General features: G+C 63.5%; 10 protein-coding genes. 1 reads left to right on the forward strand and 9 read right to left on the reverse strand.

The window, feature by feature from the left end; all coding sequences use genetic code 11:
• Positions 1-14: 14 nt before the first annotated feature.
• A complete protein-coding gene (locus tag ACWHXP_RS08315; RefSeq protein WP_489634035.1) occupies positions 15-2,066 on the reverse strand; it encodes a response regulator in 2,052 nt (683 codons plus the stop codon).
• A 236-nt stretch (positions 2,067-2,302) separates the two neighbouring features.
• Here ACWHXP_RS08315 and ACWHXP_RS08320 point away from each other — a divergent pair, with 236 nt between their 5' ends.
• Positions 2,303-3,133 (forward strand): VOC family protein, encoded by an 831-nt coding sequence (locus tag ACWHXP_RS08320; RefSeq protein WP_489634034.1) that lies wholly within the window; start codon positions 2,303-2,305, stop codon positions 3,131-3,133.
• Positions 3,134-3,145: 12 nt separating this feature from the next.
• On the opposite strand, the gene ACWHXP_RS08325 is transcribed toward ACWHXP_RS08320, so the two are convergent.
• The 8 genes from ACWHXP_RS08325 to ACWHXP_RS08360 form a co-directional block, all read right to left on the reverse strand.
• Entirely contained in the window at positions 3,146-5,158 is a 2,013-nt protein-coding gene (locus ACWHXP_RS08325) for an AsmA family protein (RefSeq protein ID WP_489634033.1), read from the reverse strand.
• Between the two features lie 186 nt (positions 5,159-5,344).
• Positions 5,345-7,090, reverse strand: coding sequence for a methyl-accepting chemotaxis protein (locus ACWHXP_RS08330; RefSeq protein WP_489634032.1), 1,746 nt, complete (start codon positions 7,088-7,090; stop codon positions 5,345-5,347).
• Positions 7,091-7,316: 226 nt separating this feature from the next.
• Positions 7,317-7,709 carry a D-ribose pyranase gene (gene rbsD, locus ACWHXP_RS08335; RefSeq protein WP_034341119.1) on the reverse strand — a complete coding sequence of 131 codons (393 nt, stop codon included), beginning with the start codon at positions 7,707-7,709 and terminating at the stop codon, positions 7,317-7,319.
• Positions 7,710-7,730: 21 nt separating this feature from the next.
• Positions 7,731-8,630, reverse strand: a complete 900-nt coding sequence (gene rbsK, locus ACWHXP_RS08340) for a ribokinase (RefSeq protein WP_310157950.1) — start codon at positions 8,628-8,630, stop codon at positions 7,731-7,733.
• Between the two features lie 36 nt (positions 8,631-8,666).
• On the reverse strand, positions 8,667-9,680 hold the full coding sequence (locus tag ACWHXP_RS08345; RefSeq protein WP_121040191.1) for a LacI family DNA-binding transcriptional regulator: 1,014 nt from the start codon (positions 9,678-9,680) through the stop codon (positions 8,667-8,669).
• Positions 9,681-9,691: 11 nt separating this feature from the next.
• On the reverse strand, positions 9,692-10,678 hold the full coding sequence (locus ACWHXP_RS08350; RefSeq protein ID WP_121040189.1) for an ABC transporter permease: 987 nt from the start codon (positions 10,676-10,678) through the stop codon (positions 9,692-9,694).
• A 51-nt stretch (positions 10,679-10,729) separates the two neighbouring features.
• Entirely contained in the window at positions 10,730-12,298 is a 1,569-nt protein-coding gene (locus ACWHXP_RS08355) for a sugar ABC transporter ATP-binding protein (RefSeq protein WP_134222354.1), read from the reverse strand.
• A 92-nt stretch (positions 12,299-12,390) separates the two neighbouring features.
• Positions 12,391-13,335 (reverse strand): sugar ABC transporter substrate-binding protein, encoded by a 945-nt coding sequence (locus ACWHXP_RS08360; protein ID WP_039788120.1) that lies wholly within the window; start codon positions 13,333-13,335, stop codon positions 12,391-12,393.
• Between the last annotated feature and the right edge of the window lie 260 nt (positions 13,336-13,595).

Consider the following 13,595-nt stretch of genomic DNA (forward strand, 5'->3'; position numbering starts at 1 on the left):
GCCCCGGTGCCGTATCACCCGCTGCGATCCGAACTCTCCTGCCCCACCAGCTCCCTGACCCTGCGCGCCAGGACATCGGCCGCAAACGGCTTGGTCAAGACCTGCATCCCGCGTTCAAGATGACCATGATTGAGCACCGCATTCTCGGCATAGCCGGTCACGAACAGCACCGGCAATTCGGGCCGCGGTGCGCGGATGGCATCGGCCAGCTGGCGGCCGTTCATGCCATTGGGAAGCCCGACGTCGGTGACCAGCAAATCCAGCTCGGGATAAGCGGCCAAGACGCGCAAGGCCGAGGGACCATCTTCCGCCTCCAGCACGCTGTAGCCCAGATCGCTCAGGACCTCCACCGTCACCATGCGCACCAGCGGTTCGTCATCGACCACCAGAATGGTCTTGCTGCCAGGCGCTGCCGCCGCAGAGCCGTCGTCCGGCAACGGCAGGTCCTCTTCCCCGGCTTCGCCCAAGTGGCGCGGCAGGTAGATGCAGAGCGTCGCACCCTGACCCAGTTCTGAATAAATGCGCACCGCACCGCCCGACTGGCCGGCAAAACCATACACCATGGACAGCCCCAGCCCCGTGCCTTGCCCGGTCGGCTTGGTGGTGAAGAAAGGATCAAAGGCGCGCGCCACCACATCCGGCGACATGCCGGTGCCGGTATCGCTCACGCACAGCGACACGTACTGGCCCGGCGGCACACCGCGCTGCATGGCGGCAATGTCGTCCAGCCAGCGGTTGGCGGTTTCAATGGTCAGCCGCCCGCCGTGCGGCATGGCGTCGCGGGCATTGATGCACAGATTGAGCAAGGCGTTTTCCAGCTGGCCGACGTCAACGAAGGTGTTCCACAGGCCACCTGCCGCGATGGTTTCCACCGTGATCGCCGGGCCCACGCTGCGGCCGATCAGTTCGTGCATGTCGGCCACGATGCGGTTCAGGTCGGCCGATTTCGGATCCAGCGTCTGCCGGCGCGAGAAGGCCAGCAGCCGCTGCGTCAATGAAGCCGCACGCTTGACGGCAGATTGCGCGCCATTGAGGTGGCGCTCGATGTCCGAGATGCGGCCCTGGGCCAGCCGCACTTTCATCAGTTCCAGGCTGCCGCTGATGCCGGCCAGGATGTTGTTGAAGTCATGTGCCAGGCCGCCGGTGAGCTGGCCCACGGCTTCCATCTTCTGCGCCTGGCGCAGGGCTTCCTCGGCTTCCAGCAAGGCGTTGGTACGCTCCTGCACGCGCTGTTCCAGCGTGTCGTTGAGGGCGCGCAGCGCAGCCAGTGCGCGATCGCGTTCGGCTTCGACGGCGCGCCGCCCTTCGATGTCGATCAGCACACCGGGGAAGGTGCTGGCATGGCCGTCCGAGGTCAACTCCACGCGGCCATTGGCTTCCAGCCAGTAGTAGCGGCCGTCGCGGCGGCGCGTGCGGTATTGGTGGGCATAGGCACCGCCACGCGCCAGGGCTTCGCGGATGCGGATGGAAAGCAGATCACGGTCGTCCGGATGCACTGACTGCATGAGATCTTCCAGCTTCAGGCCAATCAGGCCCTTCTCAGGAGGGACGCCGAAGGCGGCCGCAAAACCGTCATCCACGCTGAACCGGTCGGAGGGGATGTCCCAGATCCAGGTGCCGATGATGGCCCCGGCCTCCATGGCCAGCTGCACGCGCTGGACGTTCTCGCGCAGAGCGGCTTCGGTACGGCGGCGTACGGTAATGTCGCGGAACAGCACCGAGACCTGCCGCATCTCCACCGGCCCGACGCGCGTGGCCGAGACTTCGATGTGCCGGCCCACGGCCTGGAATTCCTGTTCGAAACGCAGCGGCTGGCCGGTCAGCAGGACCTGGCCATAGACATCCAGCCAGACCTGGGCATTGTCCGGCTCGATCTCGCGCAGGCGTTTGCCGACAATGCCCTCGATGCCGGTATGCCGGTAATAGCCCGAATTGGCTTCGATGTGGACGTAGTCACTGAGCGGTCCATGCGGACCATCGATGAATTCGATGATGCAGAAACCGTCATCGATCGCCTCCAGCAAGGCGTGCCGATACGCTCTGCTCAAAGGGGAATTGCTTTCCATTGCCGTTGCCGCTTGCTGATCCAAGATTACGCCCTTCCTCGTCGCACTGTTCTGATTGAGCGTCCTCCGCCACCACGCTTGCGTCGTTACGGTAGAGCTTGTCGGCATAGTAATGGAAACCCTGCCCCTGCGGCCAGATTCCCGGACAAATCCCCCCGCCCTGACAGTCCATGTGGCTGCCCTTACAATGGCAGCCCGCTGCTGGTTGGCGCGCTCTTTCTTGTTGATTGGCTTTTATGACTACCGCTTCCTCCAAAACGCTCCCGTCCTCGCAAAATATTCTTGCCCGGCTGGATCACGTGGTCCTCAATACCCACTACCAGATCGATCGTGCCCACGCGCAACTGCATGCGCTCGGTTTTACGCTGACACCGCGCGGCCATCATACGTTGGGCTCGGTGAACCATCTGGTCATGTTCGAAGGCGGTTACCTGGAGCTGATCGGCCAGCCCCGCGAGAGCGAAAAAGTCCGCCAGGAAATCCTCGACAGTCCGCTCGGCCTAGATGGCCTGGTCTATGCCGTCGACGACATCCCCGCCTGCCACGACGCCTGGCAGGCGCTGGGGCTGGCCGTGCAACCGGTGCAGCACTTCTCGCGGCCGGTGGAAGTGGACGGGGTGGCCATCGATGCGCGCTTCTCCACGGTCCGCCTGATTCCCGGCCAGTTCGCCGCCGGACGCGTCTATGCCTGCCATCACTTCACGCCCGAACTGGTCTGGCGTCCGCAGTGGATGGCCCACGCCAATGGTGCGCGCGGTGTTGCCAGCATGGTAGTGGTTGATCGCGATCCTCAGGCGACCCGCCTTTCGTATGCACGGCTGGGCCAGTGGGAAGATGGCTTCCAGCTGGAGTTCCTGGATGCTCCTGCCCTCGCTTCACGTCTCGACACGTTGGCCGAGCATGCTCCCTCGCGGCCGGCGGCCTTTGCCATGCTGCGTTTCTTCGGGGCGGACCGGGCCATTGTCGCCGCGGGCGCGCGCGCGCTCGGACTGCCGTTGCAGCAGGATGCGCAACGGGTGCTGGTGGCCCTGCCCGATTTTGATGCCGTCTTCGAATTCACCGACTGAAACGTAATCCTTTCAAGAGGGTGCCGCAGCGGCATGCGGCGCGCAGTCGTCGGGAATCTTCTGTCCCGGCGTAATCAATGGAATCACTGCGGCCACCGGCGCCACCAGTGCCAATGCGGCGGCCGCACCAGCCCGCGCGGCCAGAGCCCCCTTGCTGGCACCGATGTCCGGTTTTGCGAACGTGCCACGTACATACAAGGGCGTACGCAGCGACAGGATGCGAACCTGCTTGGTGCGCGGAACCACGTCCAGCGAGAGGGTTTCCTTGGCCAGATCAACCTGGCCGCTGATGTCGATGGCGGCATCCTCGGTATTGAGAATGCCATGACGCACCTGCGCCAGTCCGTCCTTGATGCCAACATCGGCGGCACCACACAGCAGCTTGACCTGCTGGTCCCGATACAGCTTGGCGAACACTGCATTGGCCAGGTTCAGGCCGGCCGCCTCCAGAATGAATTGACTGATGGTGCCCTGGCTGAGGTCCGCCTTGATTTCGCCATTGGCATGGGCCAGCATGGCTGCGACCGAATTGCCGCTACCAGTCAGCGTGGCGCGGCCATCGACCTTGCCGAAGCTGGCATCGATACGGGCCAGACGCGGGAACAGTTCACGCACCTGCACACCCTGCACTTGCAGTTGCAGCTTCGCGCCGATATCGGTCTGGCGTCCGTCCAGGCGGATCTCTCCTTCTCCCTTGCCACCGGCCAGGGCAAAGTGCAGTGGCGCGGCGGTCAGCACCTGGTCTTGCAGGCGCAGCGTGGTGCTGGCGTCCTGCAAGTCGATGTCCGGATGCAACTGCACGCGTTTTGCATGCAAGGCGATCTCGGCATCCAGCTTGGCCCAGCGCTGTGGTTTGGCGGGCTGATCGGGAAGAACGCGGGTGGCGGTCTTGTCCGGATGCGCGCCGGATTTTTTCCCTGCATCGGGAACGTAGTCGGACAGGCGCAGCAGGCCCGCCTCGGCCGTCACGCGCAAGCGATTCTTGGGGGGGCCGCGGTAGTACTGCGCATCGCCGGAGAAATCACTGTCACCGACCTTTCCGGTGAAGTGCGCATAGTGCCAGTCCCAGGCGCGGGTCTCGGTATCGAGGCGGGTGATGCTGAGCTGACCTTGGGTCGTGAAGGGCCGCGTGGCGGGAAGCGGGACACCGCTGGCGGCGTAAAGCCGGTCGAGGCTGTCGCCGCTGAGTTGCAACTGCAGTTCGGCACGGGTCAATTGATGAGGATTGATGAGTTTGCCCGATAACGCCGTATGGACTTCGCCAACCTCACCTTCGGCCTGCAAGGGATAAATACTGTCTTCATTGAGGAGATCGGGCAAGGCTCCGCCGCGCAGATTGCCCTGAATGCTGGCATCTCCAAAGCGCCCGGTGATCGCGGCCTGCAACACCATGGCCGATGGGTTGGCAGGGCCGACACTGGCAGGGCCTTCTGCCTGGCGTACCTCCGCGGCCTGGTTAGCCGAACTGACCAGCGGTCGAACATCGAAGTGCAGATCCATGTTCAGCGGCTGGTCGACATAACGGATCTGTGCGCGCTCGAAGACGATCTGATGAATGTCGAAACTCCAGCGTGAACGTGGCTGGTCGGAAAAGCGCCAGCTCTTGCGACGCTCATCGGCGCGTTCCATGACCAGGTCCAGGCCTTCGACGCGCAGGTCGGTAATGTGCCAATGCCAGCGCAGCAGCGGCAAGGGAGAAAAGTGCAGATCCAGCGTGCGGGCGCGTAGCAGGTGGTCGGCGCTACTGGCCCACTCGGGATTGCCGATATGCAGTTCGCGCGCAGTGAAATGCAGTTGGGGGAGCCAGGGGCTGCTGCCGTCCTTGTGCGCAGGAGCCAGCGACCACCCCAGCGTGATGGGGCCATCGACACGAATCTCGCGCGCCAGCACAGCAGAGAGCTGGCGCGTGATCCAGGGCTTGGCCAGGTTCCAGTCGAACAGGGCAACGGCCAGCGCGAGCGTGGCTATCAATGCGACCAGCGTCAGGCCCACCCAGGTCAGGAACCTGAAACCCCGCCTCATCATGATGGTGATTGCCGTCTCCCCGCCCTCTCGCATGTTTCCCCTTCCTCCCTGGCCGCTGGCCATCGACTGATCTGCGTTCTGCAAACGCAACAGTATCAGCTGGCGGACGCGCCAAGGCTATAGGAGGCTGCGCCACCTGCTTGTCAGAGTAGCGGCAGCGCGGAGGGCAGCACCGTCAGGAACCGCTCAGAAGGTTTCCCAGAGGTCTTCGTCAGCGCGCGCTGCGGACTTGCTCGCGGGTGTGGACGCCGGGACCGCCACGGCAGGCGCACGGAGAACCGGGACGGCCGCTGCCTTCGGGGCCAGAACTGGCGGTCGGACCGGCGGCCGGACGGGTGCTGCCGGCTTGGCAGGCGCTGCCACGGTCACCTGCGGGCCTTGCACCAGCTTGAAGATGCTGATCGCGGTGGCCAGGTTGGCGGCCTGGTCCTGCAGGGCTCCCGCAGCGGCAGCGGCCTGTTCGACCAGGGCAGCATTTTGCTGGGTGCTTTCATCCATCTGGCCCACTGCCCGGTTGATTTCCTCAATCCCGGTACTCTGCTCGACACTGGCGGCCGAAATCTCGCCGACGATGTCGGTAACGCTGCGCACGCTGCTGACCACCTGCTCCATGGTGTGGCCGGCTTCGGCCACCAGCAGGCTGCCGCCCTCCACCTTGGCGACGGAATCGCTGATAAGGCCCTTGATTTCCTTGGCTGCGGCCGCCGAACGCTGCGCCAGCGAGCGCACTTCAGAAGCCACCACCGCAAAGCCGCGGCCCTGCTCACCCGCGCGCGCCGCTTCCACGGCAGCGTTCAGGGCGAGGATGTTGGTCTGGAAGGCGATACCGTCGATGACACCGATGATGTCGACGATCTTGCGCGAAGACTGGTTGATTTCTTCCATCGTGGTGACCACGCGGCCGACGATTTCACCGCCTTGCAAGGCCACCTCGGAGGCCGTGGCAGCCAGCTGGTTGGCTTGGCGGGCATTGTCAGCGTTCTGGCGCACGGTGGAGGTCATCTCTTCCATGGCCGAGGCGGTTTCTTCCAGCGAACCGGCTTGCTGCTCGGTGCGCGACGACAGGTCCATGTTGCCGCTGGCGATTTCTCCCGAGGCGGTGGCAATCGAGTCGGTACTGCGACGCACACCGGAGACGATGTCGACCAGGTTGTCGTTCATCTTGCGCAGGGCCGCCATCAGTTGGCCCGTCTCATCTCTGGAATGCGGTTCGATGCGCGTGGTCAGGTCACCGGCAGCGACGTTCTCGGCCACACGGACGGCCTCGTTGAGCGGCTTGACGATGGAACGTACCATCAAATACCCCAGCAGGATCGCGGCCAGCACGGCGACCGCCGAGCAAGCCAGGGTGACCTGGATCGCCAGAGCACCGTCAGCGACGGCCTGCGCACCTTCAGCACGCAGCTGACTGTCCTGGGAATCGGCGAAGGCGGTGGCGAGGGAAAGATAGGCGTTCTGGCTGTCGGTGATCTTGCGCAGGACGAATTCGTCGGCGGCATCGCCTTGGCCTGCCCGGATCAACGCCAGGAACTGCGTCCGGCTGGTCTCGAAGAGCTGGCGCGCATCATCCAGCGCCTTGGCCTTCTTCTGGCCTACTGCAGTCACCTGGCGCGCCGTGATCTTGTCCAGGGCTTCCTTGCTGGCGCGGACCGCAACGTCCAGCTGGCCGATGCGCTTTTCATTGGCGGCCGGATTGCCGATGTCGATGGCCATGCCACGCAGGTACTTGATCTGCTCGTTGACGCCGTCACGCAGGTCGAATGCCCAGCGCACCTTCAGGTAGCGGTCATTGACGATCTGGTCGATCGCACGATTGATGTTGTTGATCTTGATGAAGGCGGTGATGCTCACCACGGCCAGCAAGGCGACGATGAAGGCAAACACGATCGCCAGGCGCGCGCCGACCTTGAGATTCCCGAAATATGCAAACATGCTGGTTCCCTATGCTGTTCATTTATTGTCTGTCTCTTCCAGTCCTCGAAGATCCAGCTTCTTGTTATCGAACAGGGAAACAAGCTCCTCTGTATTTTTATTCTGGAGCCCGCATGATGCGCCAAGGCAACCCATCGTACAACCGTTGCGCGACACTATTTCAGCAAGTGTCGCAAAGTCATCACACAACTAGATGTATAAATGTGTTTGTTTGTAAATCTCTTGCTCAGAACACCACGCCAGCGCCGAGGATGATATTGGCGTAAGGGGTGCATTCCCCGGTGCGAATATAGGCCTTGGCAGCGGCGGTCGCCTGCTTGAAGGCTTCATGCGACAGGGTACGCGCTTGCGGCAGGTCCAGCGCCGCAATCTGTGCTGCCAACGCAGGGCTGACGGTCTGCATTTCATCGGCCACGACGTGGAATTCCACCTGCAATTCCGTGAGCACCGTCTTGAGTACCGTCATGAAGTCCGGCACGCCGCGGGTCACCGCCAGATCGATCACGGGGACACCCGCGGGAGCAGGCAAACCGACGTCCCCGATGACCAGCGTATCGCCATGCCCCATGGTGGCGATGACCTGGGAAATGGCGGCGTTGAGCAGAGCAGTCTTTTTCATGGCAATCAGAAAGATAAGCGATCAGAGCACGACTTCGTCGCGCGTGGGAATGGAGGTCTGGGCACCGACGCGGGTCACGCTCAGGGCGGCCGCCGCCTGGGCATAGGCGATGGCGTCGAACTGATCGCGGCCCTGCGCAATGGCACCGATGAAACCGCCGATGAAAGTGTCGCCCGCCGCCGTGGTGTCGACCGCCTGTACCTTGCGCGCCGGCAGATGACGCTGCTGGCCGTCGGCGAAGGAGCCGTAGACGCCCTTCTCGCCCAGCGTCACCACCACGTTGCGCGCGCCCAGCCCGTGTAGCTTCTGCGCCAGCAGCGGGATGTCCTCGGATTGCTCCTCGGCCAGCATGGCGGCTTCGATTTCGTTGAGGATCAGGTAATCGATCTTTTGCAGCAGTGCACGGGGCAAGGCTTGTGCCGGTGCGGGATTGAGCACTACGGTCTTGCCCAGGGCGTGAGCCAGTTCGATGCTGTGGATGACGGTCTCCATCGGCACTTCCAGTTGCAGCAGCACGATGGAAGCCTGTTCGATCACGGGGCGCGCGCGTTCGATGCGCTCCACGTCCAGGCGGCCATTGGCACCGGCGGCGATGACAATGCTGTTCTGGGCATTGGCGTCGACCATGATGGAGGCAATGCCGGTGGCTTCGCCCGCGACTTCGTCAATGTAACGGTCATCAATGCCGCAGGCGGTGATCGACTGGCGCATCTGGCCGCCGAAGGCATCGTCGCCCACGCAGGCCACCATGGCCACCGAGGTGCCCGGTGCGGCCAGGCGGGCGCAAGCCACGGCCTGGTTGGCGCCCTTGCCACCGGGGATGGTCATGAATTTTTCGCCGGCCAGGGTTTCACCCGGCAAGGGCATGCGCGGGACGCGCAGGACCAGGTCCATGTTGACGCTGCCGATGATGACGATCATGTGTGTTCTCTCGTGCTCTGTTGAAGTGTTTCTTGTTCAGGTCGGGTTCCGGCGCGGGCCGGTCGAGCCGCGCAGCTGGAGTTGCGGTGCCACCGTCTCGCGGCGCGCCGGCAAGCCGGGGTCGGCGATGCGCTCCAGCAGGAACTGCGCCGTCAGGTTGCCCAGCTTGCGGGTATTTTGTGCCACCGTGGTCAGGGGCGGATGAACGAATTGCGCCAGTTCGATATCGTCGAAACCTACCACCGACAATTCTCCCGGCACTTCGATCTGCAATTCACCGGCTGCGCGCAGCACGCCAATGGCCATCATGTCGTTGCAGCAGAAGATGGCATCCGGCCGTGCGCCCTGCGCTCGTCCCTGCAGCAATTGCATCGCAGCCTGATAACCGCCGATGCCGCTGAAGTCGGCATGCAGCAGGTCGCCCTCAGCCAGCGCCAGCCCACCCGCCTGCAATGTCTGGCGGAAGCCCTGCACGCGCTCGTCCGACAGTTCCAGCCCATCCGGCCCGGCAATGCAGGCCACGTGGCGGCGCTGCAAGTCCAGCAGATGGCGCGCCGCCAAGCTGCCGCCGAGCGCGTTGTCGGTGCTGACCAGATCGATGTCCAGCTCCTTGGGCGCACGGTCCAGCAGGACCGTCGGAATATCGAGCCTGCCCGCCGGATTGAGATCGGCCTGGTTCAGGGTGGCGATGATGAGGCCATCGCAGCGCTTGGTCTGCAGGACTTGCAGGTAGTCGCGCTGCTTGTCGGGATCATCGTCGGAATTGCAGAGGATGACGCTGTAGCCGGCGCCATAGCAATGATCTTCGATCCCGCGCGCCAGCTCCGAAAAGTACGGGTTGGTGTTGTTGGGAATGATCAGGCCAATACTGCCCGTGACCTTGCTGCGCAATGACCGCGCCAGTGCGCTGGGGACGTAGTCCAGTTCCTTGACGGCGGCCAGTACGCGCTCACGGGCATCGCTGCTGACCGGGCGCGTCTGGTTGAGCACATGCGAGACCGTGGTGTAGGACACCCCGGCCAGCCTGGCGACATCCTTGATGGTGGCCATGGCGAATTCGCTCAGCGGGCGTGGCGTTGGCCGCGACGGCGATAGGTGTCCAGGATCACGGCGACCACGATGACGGCGCCGGTGATGATGCGCTTCATCGGCTCGCTCACGCCAACCTGGGCCAGGCCCGCTTCCAGCACGGAGATGATCAATACGCCGATGAAGGTGCTGACGATGGAACCCCGGCCGCCCATCAGGCTGGTGCCGCCGATGACCACCGCCGCGATGACTTGCAGCTCCATGCCCACGCCGCCGTTGGGATCGGCCGCTTCCAGGCGCGAGACCTGGAACAGCGCCGCGATACCGGCCAGCGCGCCCATCAGGGCGAAGGCCAGGATCTTGCTGGGATTGGGATTCACGCCGGACAGGCGCACCGCTTCTTCATTGGTGCCGATGCCGATCCAGTAGCGGCCCAGCACGGTGCGGGTCAGCACCAGTTGGGCGATGATCACGATGGCGATGGCCGACAGGAAGGCCGGCGACATGCCGAACAGAATCGGCGAGCTGATCACGTCCACCGCGCTGCCGATGTATTCGGTGCGCGAGTTGGTGACCTGGTAAGCCAGGCCACGAGCGATCTCCAGCACACCCAGCGAGACGATGAAGGAAGGAATGCGCCAGTGCACCGAGACCATTCCGGTCAGCGTGCCGCACAGCGCCGCCACCACCACGCCCAGCGGGGCCGCAGCGTACAACGGCCAGCCCCAGCGCACCATGGCCATGGACAGCATGGAGGCCGCCAGTGCCATCACCGAGCCGACCGAGAGGTCGATGCCGCCGATGATGAGGATGAAGGTCATGCCCACCGACATCACCACCAGCGGCGGGATGTCATTGGAAAGCGTGATGAAGGTAGCCGCGCTGAGGAAGTTCTCGCTCAGGAAGGCGAACATCACGCACATGGCCAGCAAGGCCGCGATCAGGCCCAGGTAGTTCTTGAAACCGGCCAGGTAGGCCGCTTGCCGGCTGGCGGCGGGGGTAGAGGAAGAAGTTTGCATCTGTCTCGTTGATTCTTGGCAGTTGATAGTCGGGCCGAAGAGTGCGGCCACTCAGGCAGTATTGCCGGCCACGTGCGCCGCTGCGGCAGCTTCCTGGCGTCCCACATAACCGCTGAAGGCGGCCGCCAGGATGCGCTCCTGCGACCAGTCATCGCGGCTGAAGGTATCGGCAATGCGGCCTGCGCTCATGACGGCGATACGGTCACAGATCTGCATCAGTTCGCGCAGGTCGCTGGAGACCACCAGCAAGCCCTTGCCCTGCGCCGCCAGTTCGGCGAAGAGGCGATAGATATCGGACTTGGCGCCGATGTCGATACCGCGCGTGGGTTCATCGAACAACATGATGGGGCAATCGCGGTACAGCCAGCGGGCGATCACCACTTTCTGCTGGTTGCCGCCCGACAGTTCGCCGGCGGCTTGCGCCACGCTGCCGCTGCGGATGCGCAGTTTCTTCACATAGTCCTGCGCCACGCTGCTCTCGGCCGCGTGATCGAGCATGCCGGCGCGGCTCACGCTGCCCAGATTGGCCAGCGAGGTATTGACGCTGATGGCTTGCGGCAGCAGCAGCCCCTGCCCTTTGCGGTCTTCGGTGACCATGGCGATACCGGCCTTCACCGCATCCTTGGGACTGCGGATGCGCGCAGGCTGCTGGCTGTCGCCAATGAAGATCTCGCCCTGATCGGCACGGTCTGCGCCAAAGATCAGGCGCAGGAGTTCGGTCCGGCCGGAGCCGATCAGGCCGGCAATGCCCAGCACTTCACCAGCATGCAGCGCCAGGCTGGCCGGCTGCACGACTGGAGCACGCCCGAGGCTACGAATGCGCAGCACCGGAGCACCGATGTGGCGATGTTCGGCATCCAGGTCAACCTTGGTCAGCTCACCGGCCATCAGTTGCACCAGTTGCTCGGTCGAATAACGGCCGATGTCGTCATTGCAGACCAGCTTGCCATCGCGCAGAACGACGATGCGGTCGGCGATGCGCTTCAATTCTTCCAGCCGGTGCGAGATGTAGATGATGGCCACACCTTCGGCGCGCAGGCGCTCGATGCGCGAGAACAGCAGTTCCACCTCGCGGTTGGTCAGCATGGCCGTGGGTTCGTCCAGGATCAGGCAGCGGCAGCTGCCGATCAGGTTGCGGGCGATCTCGACCATCTGCTGGTGGCCCAGGCCCAGGTCGCCGACCGGCGTCCACGGGTCGAGCTCACCGAGTCCGACCACTTCCATCTGGGCGCGAGCGGCCTCGGCCAGCTTCTTGCGGTCGATCCAGCCGAAGCGGCGCGGCAGTTTTTCCAGGAACAGGTTTTCCGCAATCGACAGCGTGGGGATCAGGTTCAGTTCCTGCATCACCATGCGGATGCCCAGGCCTTCAGCCTGCGTGCGCGATGTCGGTTGATAGGGCTGGCCATCCAGCGTCATGCCGCCAGCGCTGGCATCGACCAGGCCGCAGATGATCTTGGAGAGCGTGCTCTTGCCGGCGCCGTTTTCGCCGGTCAAGGCCAGCACCTGGCCCGGACGCAGGTCCAGGTCAATGCCATCGAGCACCGGTGCGGCGTAGCTCTTGCCGATGCCGGACAAGGTCAGCAAGGGCGAAGCTTGGGAGGGAGAGTCGTTGGGCTGCATGGTTCTGTAGCGCACAAGGAGGGAGAGGCAAAGCCCCGCGCCCGGTCACGGGCGCAGGTACCTTGCAGAGAAGACGCGAGAGAGCGTCGGTATTACTTGGTGACCAGCGAGACCTTGGTCTCGACCACGCCACCCAGGGCGCTTTGCGGCTTCTTCTCGGTCACGGCCTTGAGGGCGGTCTCGATGCCGAAGACGGCTTGCTGCTGGGCGAACTGGTCCACGGTGGCCAGTACGCGGCCATCCTTCAGCATCGGCTTGATGGCGTTGATGTTGTCGTAACCGACCAGTTGCACCTTGCCGGTCTTGCCAGCGGCGCGGATGGCAGCCACGGCGCCCAGCGCCATGTTGTCGTTGCCGGCCAGGATGGCCTTGATGTCAGGATGCGCGTTCAGGATCGAGGCGGCGACCTTGTTGCCCTGGTCGATTTCCCACTGGCCCGACTGCACGGTCACGACATTCGCACCGACATCCTTCATGGCATCCTGGAAGCCCAGGGTGCGCTGCTGTGCGTTGAAGGTGGTGGACACGCCTTCAATGATGGCGACCTTGTCACCCTTTTGCAGTTGCTTGCCCAGGTAGTCGCCGGCCAGCTTGGCGCCCTTGCGATTGTCAGGGCCCACGAACGGCACGGTGATGCCCTTTTCCTTCAGGGCGGCGTCGTCCAGCTTGTTGTCGATGTTGACCACGATGATGCCGGCGTCGATGGCCTTCTTGACCACCGGCACCAGGGCCTTGGAGTCAGCCGGGGCGATCACCAGGGCATTGACCTTGGAAACGATCATCTGTTCGACGATCTTGATCTGGTTGGCGGTGTCCTGCTCGTCCTTGATGCCGTTGGCGATCAGGTCGAACTTGCTGGCGTTGGCCTTCTGGTATTCGCGGGCACCGTTCTCCATGTTCAGGAAGAACTCGTTGGCCAACGACTTCATGACCAGGGCCACCTTGGGCTTGGCCGGAGTCTGTGCCATGGCGGCACCGGGAAGGACTGCACATGCCAGGGCGGCGATGGCGAAATGGCGGCGGGTGAATTTGTTCATCTGGGTCTCCAGTATTGATGTTGCCGGCGTTTCCTAGAAGATAGACGCCGTTATAAGTGCGCAAACGTTTGCGCGGAAAGGAGAATAGCACCGCAAAATAAGAAAATAAAGCTGCGGTGCAGCTTTTTTTTCATCCTTGGAGATTGCGTGAGGAAGCCCGCTGCAGCCCTTCTCCACCGCCAAAACGGCGAACGGCGAGGAGCGCCGGCAAGACGCTCCCCGCCGTTCTGGCAGGCAAATGCAGGTGTCAAATGACGAGT

It is taken from the genome of Herbaspirillum sp. Her2 (genome assembly GCF_057961375.1).

Bases quoted from the DNA above. Each gene is read 5' to 3' on its own strand.
- ACWHXP_RS08315 (WP_489634035.1), bottom strand. From the start codon at position 2,066: ATGGAAAGCAATTCCCCTTTGAGCAGAGCGTATCGGCACGCCTTGCTG.
- ACWHXP_RS08320 (WP_489634034.1), top strand. From the start codon at position 2,303: ATGACTACCGCTTCCTCCAAAACGCTCCCGTCCTCGCAAAATATTCTT.
- ACWHXP_RS08325 (WP_489634033.1), bottom strand. From the start codon at position 5,158: ATGATGAGGCGGGGTTTCAGGTTCCTGACCTGGGTGGGCCTGACGCTG.
- ACWHXP_RS08330 (WP_489634032.1), bottom strand. From the start codon at position 7,090: ATGTTTGCATATTTCGGGAATCTCAAGGTCGGCGCGCGCCTGGCGATC.
- rbsD (WP_034341119.1), bottom strand. From the start codon at position 7,709: ATGAAAAAGACTGCTCTGCTCAACGCCGCCATTTCCCAGGTCATCGCC.
- rbsK (WP_310157950.1), bottom strand. From the start codon at position 8,630: ATGATCGTCATCATCGGCAGCGTCAACATGGACCTGGTCCTGCGCGTC.
- ACWHXP_RS08345 (WP_121040191.1), bottom strand. From the start codon at position 9,680: ATGGCCACCATCAAGGATGTCGCCAGGCTGGCCGGGGTGTCCTACACC.
- ACWHXP_RS08350 (WP_121040189.1), bottom strand. From the start codon at position 10,678: ATGCAAACTTCTTCCTCTACCCCCGCCGCCAGCCGGCAAGCGGCCTAC.
- ACWHXP_RS08355 (WP_134222354.1), bottom strand. From the start codon at position 12,298: ATGCAGCCCAACGACTCTCCCTCCCAAGCTTCGCCCTTGCTGACCTTG.
- ACWHXP_RS08360 (WP_039788120.1), bottom strand. From the start codon at position 13,335: ATGAACAAATTCACCCGCCGCCATTTCGCCATCGCCGCCCTGGCATGT.